Source organism: Acinetobacter seifertii (genome assembly GCF_016064815.1).
Lineage (GTDB): Bacteria > Pseudomonadota > Gammaproteobacteria > Pseudomonadales > Moraxellaceae > Acinetobacter > Acinetobacter seifertii.
In genome coordinates this window covers 832,043-854,416 of sequence record NZ_CP065820.1, presented here as the reverse complement: position 1 = coordinate 854,416, position 22,374 = coordinate 832,043, and the positions used below count along the sequence as shown (strand labels likewise).

The 22,374-nt window shown below is 45.4% G+C and carries 5 protein-coding genes; 1 reads left to right on the top strand and 4 read right to left on the bottom strand.

Annotated elements, in window-relative coordinates; translation table 11 throughout:
- Positions 1–94 precede the first annotated feature (94 nt).
- The 4 genes from I8T81_RS04085 to I8T81_RS04070 form a co-directional block, all read right to left on the bottom strand.
- Positions 95–16,792, bottom strand: a complete 16,698-nt coding sequence (locus tag I8T81_RS04085; protein WP_198072165.1) for a BapA/Bap/LapF family large adhesin — start codon at positions 16,790–16,792, stop codon at positions 95–97.
- Between the two features lie 444 nt (positions 16,793–17,236).
- Positions 17,237–18,739, bottom strand: a complete 1,503-nt coding sequence (locus tag I8T81_RS04080; RefSeq protein ID WP_004705905.1) for a cation:proton antiporter — start codon at positions 18,737–18,739, stop codon at positions 17,237–17,239.
- Positions 18,740–18,970: 231 nt separating this feature from the next.
- Entirely contained in the window at positions 18,971–19,870 is a 900-nt protein-coding gene (gene ypfJ / locus I8T81_RS04075) for a KPN_02809 family neutral zinc metallopeptidase (protein ID WP_198072164.1), read from the bottom strand.
- A gap of 26 nt (positions 19,871–19,896) precedes the next feature.
- A complete protein-coding gene (locus tag I8T81_RS04070; protein WP_019457178.1) occupies positions 19,897–20,826 on the bottom strand; it encodes a DUF808 domain-containing protein in 930 nt (309 codons plus the stop codon).
- A gap of 205 nt (positions 20,827–21,031) precedes the next feature.
- Here I8T81_RS04070 and trpS point away from each other — a divergent pair, with 205 nt between their 5' ends.
- Positions 21,032–22,045 (top strand): tryptophan--tRNA ligase, encoded by a 1,014-nt coding sequence (gene trpS / locus I8T81_RS04065; RefSeq protein ID WP_004705897.1) that lies wholly within the window; start codon positions 21,032–21,034, stop codon positions 22,043–22,045.
- Positions 22,046–22,374 lie beyond the last annotated feature (329 nt).

The following is a 22,374-nucleotide window of genomic DNA, read 5'->3' as shown; positions in this document are numbered from 1 at the left end:
AGCATGAACTCTCTAAAAGCTAAGTTAACGTATTGTTTAAACATAAAAAAAAAGAGAACCCTAGGGTTCTCTTTTTTATTTGGTTAATTATCTATTAGTAGATAATTTGACCATTATTAAGTAACTCAGTTTCACTGGTCGTAACGCCTTGTAAAACTAATAGATTAGTAAAGTTATTTGTAGGGAATAACACACCAGTTAACCCATCACGGTCAATTTGAATAGTGGTATTACCATTACTTACAGTAACATTCAAATATTCACCAATATTAGCAGACGTTTGTGCTCCATCTAATAAGCCTCTGATATCAATCAAATCAGCTTGAGAATCTGTAGCAACATTACCCACATGGAAATTAGTCCAAGTATCTACACCATTACCACCTGTACTTGCACCATTGTTAGCAGTAGCAGTACTTCCGTCTAACACATGGTAAATCAATGTATCTGAACCAAAGCCGATCGTGCCATTATCAGTATTAAACGTGTCATTTGCTGATGTACTGAGTACATGGGTATTGTAATCGGTAGTCGTCAGATTAACCGTCAATGTTGAGAACGACTCAGCACCATTTGCTGCTACTAACTTATAGTTAATCGTATCGGTTGGATGAGCCAATGTTAATGATGAAGTATTAGCACGGTATTCATAATCACCATTCGAATTGATCACAAGTGTGCCATTTGTCGTAGTGACGGCTTGTCCGGTAGCTTCAACATAAGTGCCAACACTATTTTGAACATAAAGTTTGACACCATCAGCAGTAAATGTACCACTGTCCGCAACTCCACCAATTGTGTCGCCATGCAGAATATTGCCATGAACCCAGTCAGATGAGTAATTGTTCAAGTGCGTTGTAGTAGTCGTTACTTGGGTATCCAAAGTGGTTGTACCAAGTGTTACTGCAGTCAACGTATATTGAACACGGTATGTACCAGCACCTAAATGCTCAACAGCATCTTGGAATGCTACCGTTCCGAGACTAATACCACCTACACTCGCAAGTGCTGTCGCCGAACCAGTATAGGTTGTGTTAACCCATGTTGCTCCAACCAACTGCTGAACAACATAACTTACCGTTGGTAATGCACTTAGTAATGGCTGGTTAGCATAAGTCGCAGCAACCTGTACATCGACTAAGTCTCCTGCTGCAACGGTGAAAGTATTAGAAAGTACAGAAGTCGAACCAATCAAGTTGATTGATATATTCGGACTTGGAACATCTACAGGTGTATCTGTTGAGTTACTAAAGTCAACATTTGCAATAGCCTGATCTGCATTTGCAATAACTTGGGTAATACCATCCGTTCCAGGACTTGCAGTATTCCAAGTAATACTTACATCAGGTGATCCAATCTGTATGTGTAATACAGCTGTACTTGTAGCACCCGTTGCTGGGTCTTTAATTGTGTAAGTAAAGCTATCTACTTTGCCAATGTTTGCAGGGTTGGCAGTCGGTGTGTAGCTATACGAACCATTCGCAGAAATCGTGAGTGTTCCGTAAGCGCCAGTTACTGGAGTAGAAGAACCAATAGTTGTGGTTACCGCACCTACTTGTTCACCCACTACTGTAGATACTACAGTCGTTCCAGTGATGGTATCTGGAGTATACGAAGGACCATATATAGCAGAATCATCATCTGTAAGCACATTACCGCTTACTGTTGCTGCAGTATATGTAGGTACTACTGTGTGGTTATAATCATCGCGAACCACACTCATTGTACCTAACAATCCTACACCTACACCGGTATAGACCATAAATGCTCTATAAGAACCACTTGCTAAGTCTGTGATAGTCGCACCAAATCCATTACCGCCGAGTATTCCGACGTTAATTAATCCAGTACTCGCGTCACCTGCAACATTCTGCCACGAACCATCCGGTGCTTGTTTTTGCAAGACTATTTTATAGTCGTTAAGCAAAGATAAACTGAGTAAAGCTCCATAGCTAATCGTTGCATCTGAAGTATGTCCAGCGGCAATATTGAAACTCACACTCGGAGTACCTAAAAGCGATACGTTGAGATTCTCAGTTACACCTATCAATGCTAGATAAGTTGCAGAACCAGCATTAATACCCGTTGTCGTTAATGGAACAATGTCTATAGCTACACTATCCACATTATCATGTGCAGTAATTGTTGGTACCAGAACAAGGCCAGCCAGATTAGCACCTGAACCCGGGTTACCTGCAAGGTCGGTATAAGTACCGTTTGCAACACTCAAGCTCGGTAGTGTCGAAGTACCATCTTGAGTAAAGGTTGCTGTCCAAGTCTTACCACCATCGGTACTTGCTAAACCAGCCAAAGTACCACCCGTCAAGCTTACATCACTGGCATCAAAGCCAGTCACCGGTTCACTGAAGGTGAAGGTCACTGTGGTGCTTTCACCTACGGATAGATTCAAGTCACTTGCACTAATCGCAAGGGTCGGTGGCGTAATGTCCGCAGTTAAGCCTGCAAGACTCGCACCTGAACCCGGATTACCTGCAAGGTCAGTATAAGTACCGTTTGCTACACTCAAGCTCGGTGGTGTTGCTGTGCCGTCTTGGGTAAAGGTCGCTGTCCAGGTCTTACCACCATCGGTACTTGCTAAACCAGCCAAAGTACCACCCGCCACTGCCACATCAGTTGCATCAAAGCCAGTCACCGGTTCACTGAAGGTGAAGGTCACTGTAGTGGTTTCACCCGCTGCAAGGTTCAGGTCACTTGCACTAATCGCCAAGGTCGGTGGCGTAATGTCGGCTGTTAAGCCTGCAAGACTCGCACCTGAACCCGGATTACCTGCAAGGTCAGTATAAGTACCGTTTGCTACACTCAAGCTCGGTGGTGTTGCTGTACCGTCTTGAGTAAAGGTCGCTGTCCAAGTCACACCATCAGTGGTCGTCAAGCCAGTCAGCGTACCGCCCGCCACTGCCACATCAGTTGCATCAAAGCCAGTCACCGGTTCACTGAAGGTGAAGGTCACTGTGGTGCTTTCGCCCGCTGCAAGGTTCAAGTCAGTCGCACTGATCGCAAGGGTCGGTGGCGTAATGTCGGCCGTTAAGCCTGCAAGACTCGCACCTGAACCCGGGTTACCTGCAAGGTCAGTATAAGTACCATTTGCTACACTCAAGCTTGGTGGTGTTGCTGTACCGTCTTGAGTAAAGGTCGCTGTCCAGGTCTTACCACCATCGGTACTTGCTAAACCAGCCAAAGTACCACCCGCCAAGGTTACGTCACTTGCATCAAAGCCAGTTACTGCTTCACTGAAGGTGAAGGTCACTGTGGTGCTTTCACCTGCCGCTAAGTTCAAGTCACTTGCGCTAATCGCAAGCGTCGGTAATGTATTATCCACAGTCACCGTCACATCGGTCGGGCTGCTGATGTTCCCTTGCGCATCCACCGCTTGAGCATGGATGGTAATTGCACCATCTGCTGTTACAGGAATCGCTGCGGTGATATAGCCATTCGTCAAGTCAGTTGCACTCACGGTGTAGTCAGTGCCGTTAACGTTTACGACAGTACCCACCGCTGCATCTGGACCCAATACTACACGGGCATTGAAGCTACCGTCTGCGCCAAGTTCTGATGCATTGATGATGCCGTCACCGTTCAGGTCGTCCGGTACGGTAATCGCACCCAGCAAGTTCGCTGGAGTTGTATCTACAGTTACAGTGACATCGGTCGGGCTGCTGATGTTCCCTTGCGCATCCACCGCTTGAGCATGGATGGTAATTGCACCATCTGCTGTTACAGGAATCGCTGCGGTGATATAGCCATTCGTCAAGTCAGTTGCACTCACGGTGTAGTCAGTGCCGTTAACGTTTACGACAGTACCCACCGCTGCATCTGGACCCAATACTACACGGGCATTGAAGCTACCGTCTGCGCCAAGTTCTGATGCATTGATGATGCCGTCACCGTTCAGGTCGTCCGGTACGGTAATCGCACCCAGCAAGTTCGCTGGAGTTGTATCTACAGTTACAGTGACATCGGTCGGGCTGCTGATGTTCCCTTGCGCATCCACCGCTTGAGCATGGATGGTAATTGCACCATCTGCTGTTACAGGAATCGCTGCGGTGATATAGCCATTCGTCAAGTCAGTTGCACTCACGGTGTAGTCAGTGCCGTTAACGTTTACGACAGTACCCACCGCTGCATCTGGACCCAATACTACACGGGCATTGAAGCTACCGTCTGCGCCAAGTTCTGATGCATTGATGATGCCGTCACCGTTCAGGTCGTCCGGTACGGTAATCGCACCCAGCAAGTTCGCTGGAGTTGTATCTACAGTTACAGTGACATCGGTCGGGCTGCTGATGTTCCCTTGCGCATCCACCGCTTGAGCATGGATGGTAATTGCACCATCTGCTGTTACAGGAATCGCTGCGGTGATATAGCCATTCGTCAAGTCAGTTGCACTCACGGTGTAGTCAGTGCCGTTAACGTTTACGACAGTACCCACCGCTGCATCTGGACCCAATACTACACGGGCATTGAAGCTACCGTCTGCGCCAAGTTCTGATGCATTGATGATGCCGTCACCGTTCAGGTCGTCCGGTACGGTAATCGCACCCAGCAAGTTCGCTGGAGTTGTATCTACAGTTACAGTGACATCGGTCGGGCTGCTGATGTTCCCTTGCGCATCCACCGCTTGAGCATGGATGGTAATTGCACCATCTGCTGTTACAGGAATCGCTGCGGTGATATAGCCATTCGTCAAGTCAGTTGCACTCACGGTGTAGTCAGTGCCGTTAACGTTTACGACAGTACCCACCGCTGCATCTGGACCCAATACTACACGGGCATTGAAGCTACCGTCTGCGCCAAGTTCTGATGCATTGATGATGCCGTCACCGTTCAGGTCGTCCGGTACGGTAATCGCACCCAGCAAGTTCGCTGGAGTTGTATCTACAGTTACAGTGACATCGGTCGGGCTGCTGATGTTCCCTTGCGCATCCACCGCTTGAGCATGGATGGTAATTGCACCATCTGCTGTTACAGGAATCGCTGCGGTGATATAGCCATTCGTCAAGTCAGTTGCACTCACGGTGTAGTCAGTGCCGTTAACGTTTACGACAGTACCCACCGCTGCATCTGGACCCAATACTACACGGGCATTGAAGCTACCGTCTGCGCCAAGTTCTGATGCATTGATGATGCCGTCACCGTTCAGGTCGTCCGGTACGGTAATCGCACCCAGCAAGTTCGCTGGAGTTGTATCTACAGTTACAGTGACATCGGTCGGGCTGCTGATGTTCCCTTGCGCATCCACCGCTTGAGCATGGATGGTAATTGCACCATCTGCTGTTACAGGAATCGCTGCGGTGATATAGCCATTCGTCAAGTCAGTTGCACTCACGGTGTAGTCAGTGCCGTTAACGTTTACGACAGTACCCACCGCTGCATCTGGACCCAATGCTACACGGGCATTGAAGCTACCGTCTGCGCCAAGTTCTGATGCATTGATGATGCCGTCACCGTTCAGGTCGTCCGGTACGGTAATCGCACCCAGCAAGTTCGCTGGAGTTGTATCTACAGTTACAGTGACATCGGTCGGGCTGCTGATGTTCCCTTGCGCATCCACCGCTTGAGCATGGATGGTAATTGCACCATCTGCTGTTACAGGAATCGCTGCGGTGATATAGCCATTCGTCAAGTCAGTTGCACTCACGGTGTAGTCAGTGCCGTTAACGTTTACGACAGTACCCACCGCTGCATCTGGACCCAATGCTACACGGGCATTGAAGCTACCGTCTGCGCCAAGTTCTGATGCATTGATGATGCCGTCACCGTTCAGGTCGTCCGGTACGGTAATCGCACCCAGCAAGTTCGCTGGAGTTGTATCTACAGTTACAGTGACATCGGTCGGGCTGCTGATGTTCCCTTGCGCATCCACCGCTTGAGCATGGATGGTAATTGCACCATCTGCTGTTACAGGAATCGCTGCGGTGATATAGCCATTCGTCAAGTCAGTTGCACTCACGGTGTAGTCAGTGCCGTTAACGTTTACGACAGTACCCACCGCTGCATCTGGACCCAATGCTACACGGGCATTGAAGCTACCGTCTGCGCCAAGTTCTGATGCATTGATGATGCCGTCACCGTTCAGGTCGTCCGGTACGGTAATCGCACCCAGCAAGTTCGCTGGAGTTGTATCTACAGTTACAGTGACATCGGTCGGGCTGCTGATGTTCCCTTGCGCATCCACCGCTTGAGCATGGATGGTAATTGCACCATCTGCTGTTACAGGAATCGCTGCGGTGATATAGCCATTCGTCAAGTCAGTTGCACTCACGGTGTAGTCAGTGCCGTTAACGTTTACGACAGTACCCACCGCTGCATCTGGACCCAATGCTACACGGGCATTGAAGCTACCGTCTGCGCCAAGTTCTGATGCATTGATGATGCCGTCACCGTTCAGGTCGTCCGGTACGGTAATCGCACCCAGCAAGTTCGCTGGAGTTGTATCTACAGTTACAGTGACATCGGTCGGGCTGCTGATGTTCCCTTGCGCATCCACCGCTTGAGCATGGATGGTAATTGCACCATCTGCTGTTACAGGAATCGCTGCGGTGATATAGCCATTCGTCAAGTCAGTTGCACTCACGGTGTAGTCAGTGCCGTTAACGTTTACGACAGTACCCACCGCTGCATCTGGACCCAATGCTACACGGGCATTGAAGCTACCGTCTGCGCCAAGTTCTGATGCATTGATGATGCCGTCACCGTTCAGGTCGTCCGGTACGGTAATCGCACCCAGCAAGTTCGCTGGAGTTGTATCTACAGTTACAGTGACATCGGTCGGGCTGCTGATGTTCCCTTGCGCATCCACCGCTTGAGCATGGATGGTAATTGCACCATCTGCTGTTACAGGAATCGCTGCGGTGATATAGCCATTCGTCAAGTCAGTTGCACTCACGGTGTAGTCAGTGCCGTTAACGTTTACGACAGTACCCACCGCTGCATCTGGACCCAATACTACACGGGCATTGAAGCTACCGTCTGCGCCAAGTTCTGATGCATTGATGATGCCGTCACCGTTCAGGTCGTCCGGTACGGTAATCGCACCCAGCAAGTTCGCTGGAGTTGTATCTACAGTTACAGTGACATCGGTCGGGCTGCTGATGTTCCCTTGCGCATCCACCGCTTGAGCATGGATGGTAATTGCACCATCTGCTGTTACAGGAATCGCTGCGGTGATATAGCCATTCGTCAAGTCAGTTGCACTCACGGTGTAGTCAGTGCCGTTAACGTTTACGACAGTACCCACCGCTGCATCTGGACCCAATGCTACACGGGCATTGAAGCTACCGTCTGCGCCAAGTTCTGATGCATTGATGATGCCGTCACCGTTCAGGTCGTCCGGTACGGTAATCGCACCCAGCAAGTTCGCTGGAGTTGTATCTACAGTTACAGTGACATCGGTCGGGCTGCTGATGTTCCCTTGCGCATCCACCGCTTGAGCATGGATGGTAATTGCACCATCTGCTGTTACAGGAATCGCTGCGGTGATATAGCCATTCGTCAAGTCAGTTGCACTCACGGTGTAGTCAGTGCCGTTAACGTTTACGACAGTACCCACCGCTGCATCTGGACCCAATACTACACGGGCATTGAAGCTACCGTCTGCGCCAAGTTCTGATGCATTGATGATGCCGTCACCGTTCAGGTCGTCCGGTACGGTAATCGCACCCAGCAAGTTCGCTGGAGTTGTATCTACAGTTACAGTGACATCGGTCGGGCTGCTGATGTTCCCTTGCGCATCCACCGCTTGAGCATGGATGGTAATTGCACCATCTGCTGTTACAGGAATCGCTGCGGTGATATAGCCATTCGTCAAGTCAGTTGCACTCACGGTGTAGTCAGTGCCGTTAACGTTTACGACAGTACCCACCGCTGCATCTGGACCCAATACTACACGGGCATTGAAGCTACCGTCTGCGCCAAGTTCTGATGCATTGATGATGCCGTCACCGTTCAGGTCGTCCGGTACGGTAATCGCACCCAGCAAGTTCGCTGGAGTTGTATCTACAGTTACAGTGACATCGGTCGGGCTGCTGATGTTCCCTTGCGCATCCACCGCTTGAGCATGGATGGTAATTGCACCATCTGCTGTTACAGGAATCGCTGCGGTGATATAGCCATTCGTCAAGTCAGTTGCACTCACGGTGTAGTCAGTGCCGTTAACGTTTACGACAGTACCCACCGCTGCATCTGGACCCAATGCTACACGGGCATTGAAGCTACCGTCTGCGCCAAGTTCTGATGCATTGATGATGCCGTCACCGTTCAGGTCGTCCGGTACGGTAATCGCACCCAGCAAGTTCGCTGGAGTTGTATCTACAGTTACAGTGACATCGGTCGGGCTGCTGATGTTCCCTTGCGCATCCACCGCTTGAGCATGGATGGTAATTGCACCATCTGCTGTTACAGGAATCGCTGCGGTGATATAGCCATTCGTCAAGTCAGTTGCACTCACGGTGTAGTCAGTGCCGTTAACGTTTACGACAGTACCCACCGCTGCATCTGGACCCAATGCTACACGGGCATTGAAGCTACCGTCTGCGCCAAGTTCTGATGCATTGATGATGCCGTCACCGTTCAGGTCGTCCGGTACGGTAATCGCACCCAGCAAGTTCGCTGGAGTTGTATCTACAGTTACAGTGACATCGGTCGGGCTGCTGATATTACCTTGCGCATCCACCGCTTGAGCATGGATGGTAATTGCACCATCTGCTGTTACAGGAATCGCTGCGGTGATATAGCCATTCGTCAAGTCAGTTGCACTCACGGTGTAGTCAGTGCCGTTAACGTTTACGACAGTACCCACCGCTGCATCTGGACCCAATGCTACACGGGCATCGAAGCTACCGTCTGCGCCAAGTTCTGATGCATTGATGATGCCGTCACCGTTCAGGTCGTCCGGTACGGTAATCGCACCCAGCAAGTTCGCTGGTATGGTATCAATCGTCAACACTGCACTATCCGTACCCACATTACCTGCAGGATCTGTTGCAGTCACAGTAACCGTATGAGGGCCATCCGCCAATACCGGAAGCGTATTGTCTGCAAGCGTCCAGGTACCATCACCATTGTTCGTCGCTGGATAGTTCACACCATCGACAGTTACCACCACCGTCGCGGTCGGGTCAGTTACTGTACCGGTTAATGTAGGTGTACTGTCATTGGTTAACACATCATTCAAGGCAACGACTGGTGCTGTCGTATCTACCGTCAACACTGCACTACCTGTACCTACATTACCTGCAGGATCGGTTGCAGTCACAGTAACCGTATGAGGGCCATCCGCCAATACCGGAAGCGTATTGTCTGCAAGTGTCCAGGTACCATCACCATTGTTCGTCGCTGGATAGTTCACACCATCAACAGTTACCACCACCGTCGCGGTCGGGTCAGTTACTGTACCGGTTAATGCAGGTGTACTGTCATTACTTAACACATCATTCAAGGCAACGACTGGTGCTGTCGTATCTACTGTCACCACCGCATTTGTTGTTCCCACATTACCTGCAGGATCGGTTGCAGTCACAGTGACCGTATGAGGACCATCCACTAATACCGGAAGCGTATTGTCTGCAAGTGTCCAAGTACCATCACCATTATTTGTTGCTGGATAGTTCACACCATCGACAGTTACCACCACCGTCGCGGTCGGGTCAGTTACTGTACCGGTTAATGCAGGTGTACTGTCATTGCTTAACACATCATTCAAGGCAACAACTGGTGCTGTCGTATCTACCGTCAACACTGCACTACCTGTACCTACATTACCTGCAGGATCGGTTGCAGTCACAGTGATCGTATGTGGACCATCTGTCAATGTAGGAAGCGTATTGTCTGCAAGCGTCCAGGTACCATCACCATTATTTGTTGCTGGATAGTTCACACCATCGACAGTTACCACCACCGTCGCGGTCGGGTCAGTTACTGTACCGGTTAATGCAGGTGTGCTGTCATTGCTTAACACATCATTCAAGGCAACAACTGGTGCTGTCGTATCTACCGTCACCACCGCATTTGTTGTTCCCACATTACCTGCAGGATCGGTTGCAGTCACAGTAACCGTATGAGGGCCATCCGCCAATACAGGAAGCGTATTGTCTGCAAGTGTCCAAGTACCATCACCATTATTTGTTGCTGGATAGTTCACACCATCGACAGTTACCACCACCGTCGCGGTCGGGTCAGTTACTGTACCGGTTAATGCAGGTGTACTGTCATTGCTTAACACATCATTCAAGGCAACGACTGGTGCTGTGGTATCTACTGTCACCACCGCATTTGTTGTTCCCACATTACCTGCAGGATCGGTTGCAGTCACAGTGATCGTATGTGGACCATCTGTCAATGTAGGAAGCGTATTGTCTGCAAGCGTCCAGGTACCATTACCATTGTTCGTCGCTGGATAGTTCACACCATCGACAGTCACTACAACTTTCGCAGTCGGGTCATTCACTGTACCTGTTAATGCAGGTGTACTGTCATTGGTCAATGCTGTCGTTACAGTTACTGTTGGTGCAACTGCATCTACTACTGCTGAACCAGGTAATGACGGATTGCCTGCTGGATCAGTCGCTGTTGCAGTCACTGTTTGACCATCAGTCAAGTCACCTGGATTTGGTACTGTCCATTTACCATCAGGGCCTGCAACAACTGTTGCTGTACTGCCATCCGGGAAAGTCACCTTCACTGTTGAACCTGGCTCAGCCGTACCTGTGACAGGATTGCTTGCATTGATTGGATCAATCACTGGTGCATTTGGTGCTGTGGTATCTACCGTCACCACCGCATTTGTTGTTCCCACATTACCTGCAGGATCGGTTGCAGTCACAGTGATCGTATGTGGACCATCTGTCAATGTAGGAAGCGTATTGTCCGCAAGTGTCCAGGTACCATCACCATTGTTCGTCGCTGGATAGTTCACACCATCGACAGTCACCACAACTTTCGCAGTCGGGTCATTCACTGTACCTGTTAATGCTGGTGTACTGTCATTAGTCAATGCTGTCGTTACAGCGACTGTTGGTGCAATTGCATCTACTACTGCTGAACCAGGTAATGACGGATTGCCTGCTGGATCAGTCGCTGTTGCAGTCACTGTTTGACCATCAGTCAAGTCACCTGGATTTGGTACTGTCCATTTACCATCAGGGCCTGCAACAACTGTTGCTGTACTGCCATCCGGGAAAGTTACCTTCACTGTTGAACCTGGTTCTGCCGTACCTGTGACAGGATTGCTTGCATTGATTGGATCAATCACTGGTGCATTTGGTGCTGTCGTATCTACCGTCAACACTGCACTACCTGTACCTACATTACCTGCAGGATCGGTTGCAGTCACAGTGATCGTATGTGGACCATCTGTCAATGCAGGAAGCGTATTGTCTGCAAGCGTCCAGGTACCATCACCATTATTTGTTGCTGGATAGTTCACACCATCGACAGTTACCACCACCGTCGCGGTCGGGTCAGTTACTGTACCGGTTAATGCAGGTGTGCTGTCATTGCTTAACACATCATTCAAGGCAACAACTGGTGCTGTCGTATCTACCGTCACCACCGCATTTGTTGTTCCCACATTACCTGCAGGATCGGTTGCAGTCACAGTAACCGTATGAGGGCCATCCGCCAATACAGGAAGCGTATTGTCTGCAAGTGTCCAAGTACCATCACCATTATTTGTTGCTGGATAGTTCACACCATCGACAGTTACCACCACCGTCGCGGTCGGGTCAGTTACTGTACCGGTTAATGCAGGTGTACTGTCATTGCTTAACACATCATTCAAGGCAACGACTGGTGCTGTGGTATCTACTGTCACCACCGCATTTGTTGTTCCCACATTACCTGCAGGATCGGTTGCAGTCACAGTGATCGTATGTGGACCATCTGTCAATGTAGGAAGCGTATTGTCTGCAAGCGTCCAGGTACCATTACCATTGTTCGTCGCTGGATAGTTCACACCATCGACAGTCACTACAACTTTCGCAGTCGGGTCATTCACTGTACCTGTTAATGCAGGTGTACTGTCATTGGTCAATGCTGTCGTTACAGTTACTGTTGGTGCAACTGCATCTACTACTGCTGAACCAGGTAATGACGGATTGCCTGCTGGATCAGTCGCTGTTGCAGTCACTGTTTGACCATCAGTCAAGTCACCTGGATTTGGTACTGTCCATTTACCATCAGGGCCTGCAACAACTGTTGCTGTACTGCCATCCGGGAAAGTCACCTTCACTGTTGAACCTGGCTCAGCCGTACCTGTGACAGGATTGCTTGCATTGATTGGATCAATCACTGGTGCATTTGGTGCTGTGGTATCTACCGTCACCACCGCATTTGTTGTTCCCACATTACCTGCAGGATCGGTTGCAGTCACAGTGATCGTATGTGGACCATCTGTCAATGTAGGAAGCGTATTGTCCGCAAGTGTCCAGGTACCATCACCATTGTTCGTCGCTGGATAGTTCACACCATCGACAGTCACCACAACTTTCGCAGTCGGGTCATTCACTGTACCTGTTAATGCTGGTGTACTGTCATTAGTCAATGCTGTCGTTACAGCGACTGTTGGTGCAATTGTATCTACTACTGCTGAACCAGGTAATGACGGATTGCCTGCTGGATCAGTCGCTGTTGCAGTCACTGTTTGACCATCAGTCAAGTCACCTGGATTTGCTACTGTCCATTTACCATCAGGGCCTGCAACAACTGTTGCTGTACTGCCATCCGGGAAAGTTACCTTCACTGTTGAACCTGGCTCAGCTGTACCTGTGACAGGATTACTTGCATTGATCGGATCAATCACTGGTGCATTTGGTGCTGTGGTATCTACCGTCACCACCGCATTTGTTGTTCCCACATTACCTGCAGGATCGGTTGCAGTCACAGTGATCGTATGTGGACCATCTGTCAATGCAGGAAGCGTATTGTCTGCAAGTGTCCAGGTACCATCACCATTGTTCGTCGCTGGATAGTTGACACCATCGACAGTCACCACAACTTTCGCAGTTGGATCGTTTACTGTGCCTGTTAATGCAGGTGTACTGTCATTGGTCAATGCTATCGTTACAGTTACTGTTGGTGCAACTGCATCTACTACTGCTGAACCAGGTAATGACGGATTGCCTGCTGGATCAGTCGCTGTTGCAGTCACTGTTTGACCATCAGTCAAGTCACCTGGATTTGGTACTGTCCATTTACCATCAGGGCCTGCAACAACTGTTGCTGTACTGCCATCCGGGAAAGTCACCTTCACTGTTGAACCTGGCTCAGCCGTACCTGTGACAGGATTGCTTGCATTGATTGGATCAATCACTGGTGCATTTGGTGCTGTGGTATCTACCGTCACCACCGCATTTGTTGTTCCCACATTACCTGCAGGATCAGTTGCAGTCACAGTGATCGTATGTGGACCATCTGTCAATGTAGGAAGCGTATTGTCTGCAAGCGTCCAGGTGCCATTACCATTGTTCGTCGCTGGATAGTTCACACCATCGACAGTCACCACAACTTTCGCAGTTGGATCGTTTACCGTACCTGTTAATGCAGGTGTACTGTCATTGGTTAATGCTGTCGTTACAGTTACTGTTGGTGCAACTGCATCTACAGTACCAGTTGAAGGATTTGATGGGTTGCCTGCAGGGTCAGTTGCCACTGCTGTAATTTTATCACCATCTTTGAGATCACCTGGATTTGGTACTGTCCATTTACCATCAGGGCCTGCAACAACTGTTGCTGTACTGCCATCCGGGAAAGTCACCTTCACTGTTGAACCTGGTTCTGCCGTACCTGTGACAGGATTACTTGCATTGATCGGATCAATCACTGGTGCATTTGGTGCTGTCGTATCTACTGTCACCACCGCATTTGTTGTTCCCACATTACCTGCAGGATCGGTTGCAGTCACAGTGATCGTATGTGGACCATCTGTCAATGTAGGGAGCGTATTGTCCGCAAGTGTCCAGGTACCATCACCATTGTTCGTCGCTGGATAGTTCACACCATCGACAGTCACCACAACTTTCGCAGTTGGATCGTTTACTGTGCCTGTTAATGCAGGTGTACTGTCATTGGTCAATGCTGTCGTTACAGCGACTGTTGGTGCAACTGCATCTACTACTGCTGAACCAGGTAATGACGGGTTGCCTGCTGGATCAGTGGCTGTTGCAGTCACTGTTTGACCATCAGTCAAGTCACCTGGATTTGGTACTGTCCATTTACCATCAGGGCCTGCAACAACTGTTGCTGTACTGCCATCCGGGAAAGTCACCTTCACTGTTGAACCTGGTTCAGCCGTACCTGTGACAGGATTGCTTGCATTGATTGGATCAATCACTGGTGCATTTGGTGCTGTCGTATCTACTGTCACCACCGCATTTGTTGTTCCCACATTACCTGCAGGATCAGTTGCAGTCACAGTGATCGTATGTGGACCATCTGTCAATGTAGGGAGCGTATTGTCCGCAAGTGTCCAGGTACCATTACCATTGTTCGTCGCTGGATAGTTCACACCATCGACAGTCACCACAACTTTCGCAGTTGGATCGTTTACTGTACCTGTTAATGCAGGTGTACTGTCATTGGTTAGTGCTGTCGTTACAGTTACTGTTGGTGCAACTGCATCTACAGTACCAGTTGAAGGATTTGATGGGTTGCCTGCAGGGTCAGTTGCCACTGCTGTAATTTTATCACCATCTTTGAGATCACCTGGATTTGGTACTGTCCATTTACCATCAGGGCCTGCAACAACTGTTGCTGTACTGCCATCCGGGAAAGTCACCTTCACTGTTGAACCTGGTTCTGCCGTACCTGTGACAGGATTACTTGCATTGATCGGATCAATCACTGGTGCATTTGGTGCTGTGGTATCTACTGTCACCACCGCATTTGTTGTTCCCACATTACCTGCAGGATCGGTTGCAGTCACAGTGATCGTATGTGGACCATCTGTCAATGCAGGAAGCGTATTGTCTGCAAGCGTCCAGGTACCATTACCATTGTTCGTCGCTGGATAGTTCACACCATCGACCGTCACCACAACTTTCGCAGTTGGATCGTTTACCGTACCTGTTAATGCAGGTGTACTGTCATTGGTTAGTGCTGTCGTTACAGTTACTGTTGGTGCAACTGCATCTACAGTACCAGTTGAAGGATTTGATGGGTTGCCTGCAGGGTCAGTTGCCACTGCTGTAATTTTATCACCATCTTTGAGATCACCTGGATTTGGTACTGTCCATTTACCATCAGGGCCTGCAACAACTGTTGCTGTACTGCCATCCGGGAAAGTCACCTTCACTGTTGAACCTGGTTCTGCCGTACCTGTGACAGGATTACTTGCATTGATCGGATCAATCACTGGTGCATTTGGTGCTGTGGTATCTACTGTCACCACCGCATTTGTTGTTCCCACATTACCTGCAGGATCGGTTGCAGTCACAGTGATCGTATGTGGACCATCTGTCAATGCAGGAAGCGTATTGTCTGCAAGCGTCCAGGTACCATTACCATTGTTCGTCGCTGGATAGTTCACACCATCGACCGTCACCACAACTTTCGCAGTTGGATCGTTTACCGTACCTGTTAATGCAGGTGTACTGTCATTGGTTAGTGCTGTCGTTACAGTTACTGTTGGTGCAACTGCATCTACAGTACCAGTTGAAGGATTTGATGGGTTGCCTGCAGGGTCAGTTGCCACTGCTGTAATTTTATCACCATCTTTGAGATCACCTGGATTTGGTACTGTCCATTTACCATCAGGGCCTGCAACAACTGTTGCTGTACTGCCATCCGGGAAAGTTACCTTCACTGTTGAACCTGGTTCAGCCGTACCTGTGACAGGATTACTTGCATTGATCGGATCAATCACTGGTGCATCTGGTGCTGTAGTATCTACTGTATAAGATTTTGACTCATTGATATTGCTACTATTACCCGCTGCATCAGTAAATGTAACTTTTGCATCAATCGTTTTGTCGCTATCTGCAATTAATCCACTGCCTGGTACAACTGCACTCCATGTACCTGCTACTTTATCGATAATTGCAGTATATGTTACCCCGTTAACAACTACTGTAACGACTGTATTTACTGCATCTGCTGGGATATTCTTTAAGCTGCCTGTAATTGTAATATTACCAGCAGCCTCTGTTCCATTAATAACATTATCAGAAGTAATAGGATCAACTGAGAAAGTAACACCATTTGTGTTTGGAGGCGTAGTATCTGAAGGTGTTGAAGAGTCATTGCTACTATTTGATGCAGCAGCAATAATACCACCAGCAACCAAAGGTATCGCTGCTAACAACCATGGGTTCAAGCCAGCATCGTGATAAAGTAATGGTTGAATTGAAGAAATAGGCTGATAAATAACATCAGATACTAATCCTTGTGGAGCTTCTGCTGGCAATGCTGCTGGTAAATCTTCACCTAAAAGTGCTTGCGGTGCCACATCACTGTCAGCATCCGCATCTGCATCACTATCAGCATCTGCATCATTTTCAGCATCTTTAAATTTTGCCCAAATTAATTGTCCATTTTGGTCTTGAAAAACAAGACTATTGTCCGCAGGTTCAGCTGTACCACTGAAGAAACCTTCAATAACAATAGTTTCGCCATTTTTAAGACGAATTACTGCATTGGTACCCTCCCTATTCACTACTAATACATCACTAGCAGCTACCTTTACCACTACAACCGAAGCTTCTGAGAGTTTGGCTGAAGTCCCTTTTATTGTTGACAAGGTATCATGACTTTCCTTGGCAATAATTTGTATTTCAGGCATATCTATATTCCTTTTATATTATTGATTTGAATGATTTTATGTATAATTTTTTACTTAATGCTTTTGAGTTTTTGACCTACAACTTAAAAACATTAAGTAATGTGATCATTTTTACATTAACCACTTTAAAATAAAAAAAACAAATACTAAAGTCCTCAAAGAAAAAAAAGTAATTAATACAAATTTTATATAAATAAAATTCTCGTTCTTATTCTTATAATTTTAAATAAACATAAATTAAATGTTTTATATATAAAACAAATTTAGCTTTTAATTATTGAAAATTATCTTAATTCTAATCTTTATTTAATAACTTTTAATATCTCAATGAAATAAAATATATTATTAATGATACATATAGAAAAAAAATGGCCCTAGTGAATATTTTACTATTACACTAAAGCCATACTTTTTAAATCTAATTAAATATACTTTTAAGTTGTTCTAAAAATTATCAGGGCTTTCAAAGCGTTTTACTTCTTGTAACTTATTTGGATCATGCATAGTTGCAATACCATCTTCAGTTTTTTGATCAACAATAACGTCTGGATTAAAGATTGTAATTGTTTCTCTTCCCAAGGCATCTTCTCCAACTACATATTGAAAACCACGGCGGTTCATTTTATGACATAGTTTTTGGTAAAAACCTTTAAGCCCTTCCTTTTCTTCATTTGGATTGTAATAAAAGGCATTCATTACCGCTGGTAAGCCCAGACCACACACTACACCAGATAACAATACACTAATAAAGGTGTATCCAATGAGAATACTACTATAAGGGCTAAGCGCGGGAATATTTGCAACTGCTAAAATTAAAGCAAGTGAAATGCCTCCCCTAACCCCTCCCCAAGATAAAATGGTTAAACTACCATTGTAACTTTTGGTCTTTCGCATTGTTGGGAAGAAGGCAAAAGACATAAAGTTTGCCGCAAAACGCGAAATATGCAGAATAAGGAAAGCAACAATTCCACCCAAAATCAGACTAAAGTTTAAATCTAGAATAAATAATTCAAGACCAATTAAAGTAAATAAGAATGAATTGATAATTCCTTCTACTGTATGCCAAAAATGGTTAACTTCTCTAATCTCACGTTCTTCACGAATTTCTTTCCATTTATTTCCAACAATTAACCCCCCAATCACACAAGCAATTGGTGCAGATGCATGGGCGAATAAAGCTACCAGATATGCGCCACTGGCCAGCAATGCCGTCGTTAAAATCAAGGATTCCATTTCGTGCTTACCACGTAATAGACGTAATGTTCCTATACCAAATGCCCATCCAATACCAATGGCGACCACAATTTCATAAAGTAAAGCTTCCAACGTTGCAACTAATGAAAAATGTTCACCCTGTAAAACATTAAGCAGTGTCATAAATAATGCAATACACATCGCATCATTAAATAAAGACTCGCCTTCTAATTTCACAATAAGATGATGAGGTGCCCGTATCGAACTTAAAACGCCCTTAATACCAATGGGGTCTGTTGCACCCAAGGCAGCACCTAACAATAGAAGAACCAATATTGGTACATGATGGCCAATCAACAATTGGAAACCATAAAGTAAACCACCAAACAATACTGCACAGATAACGAGTGCAATCGTTGCTAAAATACTAATCTGTTTCCAATAACTTCTTAAATCTGAAATTTTAAATTTAAGTGCAGAAGATGTCAGAATAAAACAAATAACGCCATTAATTAAAAAGTCATAGAAATCAATATTTCGAACTGCATTTTCAATATTATGAATATTAATGCTAATGAACTGATTACCATTTAACAGACTGGCGCCCCATTGCAAAATGAAGACAAAAATTGCAGAAACAAGAGGTACGCCAATCGCTTGAGGAAAGCCTAAAATACGCTTATTGAATATTGTGGTTGCAATTGATAAGGCAAATACAACCGTAAATGCTTGTAATAAGAAAAAATTACCCATGAACACCCTTCTTCTGGGTCAATGACCAAATAAAAACCTAGACAGCTAAACTGAACAGAGCGAAAAAATGGGCACTTCATGTGTGCCCAAGCAGTTAAAAGTTAGAATATAAGTTTAACGAATTACGCTAAGCACTATAGCAATCAGTTAAATTTCTTAACATTAATTATGAATCAGAGAGATTATAAAAAATGAGTTCACCTGAACCTATGGCAAACTCCTCTTTGTAGTTCAAATAGAGTTATTAAAAGTATCGCATTGATTAATATTACCTGACTTTAACCCCACCTGAAACCAATGCATCCTTTGCTCACTGGTGCCATGGGTAAAACTATCAGGCACAACTTGACCTGTTGCACGTTTTTGTAAATAGTCATCACCAATTTTTTGAGCAGCATCCATTGCTTCTTCAACATCGCCCGCCTCTAAAAACTGAGTACGCTGTTGATTATGATTTGCCCATATACCTGCTAAACAGTCAGCTTGTAACTCTTGACGAACAGATAACTGATTACCTTCTTTCTGACTGACTTGCGAACGAGCTTGTTGCACTTGGGAAGAAATACCAAGCAAGGTTTGAACATGATGACCTACTTCATGCGCAACAACATAGGCTTGTGCAAAATCACCTGCCTGATCTTGGCGAGAGAGCTCTGATTTATTTTGCTCACCCGAGATACCCATTTGCTCACGCATATCTTTAAAAAATTCAGTATCAATATAAACTTTCTGGTCAGCCGGACAATAAAAGGGTCCCATTGCAGATTGAGCAGTGCCACAACCTGAACGAGTCATTCCACTAAATAAAACCAACTTTGGTGGCGTATAAGTTTTACCTAACTGTTTAAATATAGGTGTCCAGGTATCTTCTGTATCAGCTAATACTGTTCCAACAAAATCTGAAGCTTCTTTTTGCTCAGGTGTCAAAGTTTGCGGTGCAGTTTCATTTGATTGTTGTGAAGCAGTAACCTGCTGCGTTGCCTGATAGGCCATTTGTGGATCAACGCCAAAAAATTTCCATGCAACAAATGCTACGACCAAACCAATAATACTTATACCACCTGCTTTAACACCGCCCCCACCTCGACGGTCCTCAACATTGGTACTGACTCTACGATCTCTCCAACGCATAATTTCCCTCTTATTTTAGAATGGCATCAAGAGTTCGATGCTTTTTTAGGCCAAATTTTTTGTATTAAACTTACGATAAGTAATACAACTGCACCGGCAATCATTCCTATCACAAAGTTCATCAATGTTGGTGTTAAAGCACCAATAATATTTCCGACCGCAGGTATAGTTTCTAAATGATCGACCGTATCTTCAGTAATATGATGAAGTAAAGGAATCGTATGGTTAATAATCCCTCCACCTACTAAAAACATTGCAATAGTTCCAACAATAGAAAGTAACTTCATCAAAAGAGGAGCAAAAGCAAGTAATCCACGCCCTAATGTTTGTTTGAAAGAAGCAGCTTGTTTTGTTAAATATAATCCTAAATCATCAATTTTAACAATCACACCAACCAAGCCATAAACACCTAGCGTCATCACAACAGCAATAATGCTAAGCACACTTATTTTTGTCATTAAAGCAGCAGTAGCAACCGTACCTAAAGAAATAACAACAATTTCAGCAGATAAAATAAAGTCAGTTCGAATAGCTCCTTTTACTTTCTCTTTTTCAAAGGCTTCTAAATCTAACTCTTCGTTATTAAACTCTTTTTCTGCTTCTTCAGAGGTCGAAGCTTTTTTATGCATGATGGTATGAAGAACCTTTTCAACACCTTCATAACATAAAAATAAGCCACCTAGCATCAATAGCGGGTTAATCAGCCAAGGAGCAATCACACTAATTAATAAAGCCAAAGGTACTAAAATAAGCTTATTAACCAATGAACCTTTAGCGACTTTCCACACAATAGGTAGTTCACGATCAGCGCGCACACCAGTTACCTGTTGTGCATTTAAGGCCAAATCATCTCCTAAAACACCAGCAGTTTTCTTTGCTGCCATTTTGCTCATTAAAGCGACATCATCTAAAATTGTTGCAATATCATCTAGTAATAAAAGTAAGCCACTTGCCATTTCTTATCCAAGTTTGTATTTATCTGGCTATTGTAAGATGAAATATTCTAATTTCTGTAATTTTACTGAATAAATTCACAATATTATTTTAAGAAAGTTTAACCAATCGCTGACGAAAAAATTTTATTTCCCGTACAATAATGCCAATCTTTATATTACAGGGCTTACTATCCCTGATTAAGCCAATACGATAGTGGAATAAATAATGAGTAATGTTGATCAGCGTCCAATTATTTTGACAGGCGACCGCCCAACCGGACAACTTCATCTTGGGCATTTTGTCGGTTCTTTGCGTTCACGTGTAGGTTTACAGGATAGCCATCATCAACATCTCTTATTAGCAGATGCACAAGCCCTAACTGACAATGCAGATAACCCAGATAAAGTACGTCGCAATATTTTGGAAGTTGCTCTAGATTATTTAGCAGTTGGTATTGATCCAACTAAGACCACGATTTGCGTACAGTCATGTTTACCAGCATTGAATGAGCTTACAATGTTATATCTTAACTTTGTAACTGTAGCTCGTTTAGAACGTAACCCAACCATCAAATCTGAAATTCAAATGCGTGGTTTTGAACGTGACATTCCTGCTGGTTTCCTTTGCTACCCTGTTGCACAGGCTGCTGATATTACGGCTTTTAAAGCAACTGTAGTACCAGTGGGTGAAGATCAGATTCCAATGATTGAACAAACCAATGAAGTGGTCCGTCGTGTGAATCGCCAAATTGGTCAAGACCTTTTACCTGAATGTAAAGCCTTACTTTCTAATATGGCTCGTTTACCAGGTTTTGATGGTAAAGCGAAAATGTCTAAGTCATTAGGCAATACCATTGTTTTAAATGCTTCTGACAAAGACATTAAGAAAGCTGTAAATGCAATGTACACAGACCCAAATCACCTTCGTATTGAAGATCCAGGTCAAGTTGAAGGAAACATTGTATTTACTTATTTAGATGCATTTGATCCAAATAAAGAAGAAGTTGAAGAATTAAAAGCGCATTATCGCCGCGGTGGTCTTGGTGACGGTACTGTTAAAAAACGTCTTGAAGGTGTGTTAAAAGAATTAATTACACCTATTCGTGAACGCCGTGAAGAACTTGCTAAAGATCCTGATTACATTATGGATGTTTTACGTCAAGGTACTGACAAATGCAGAATCATTACTCAACAAACTTTAGATGAAGTTAAAGATGGCTTAGGCTTATTTAAGTTTTGACTCTAGAGTAAACATATAAATGAAAAAGCCCTACGGGGCTTTTTTTATAATTATATTAAGATTCAATAGTTTAAAATTTTACATTGTTAATATATTCATAATGATTCACATGCACTTACCCTTTTAACGTGAAGTAACACTAATTAACGCGAACCTTAATGAAGAAATATTAAACCTTAACTAATATAGCTCAAGTAGGTTGATATGAACCTCACGACATTTCTCCTTAAGCCGAAACTGTTTTTAACAGATTCGTTGTTCTACGCAGTGATCACCCCAATCATTGCGTATTTTTTTGTCTTTTTTTAGCCCTATTATTTCTTATTTCA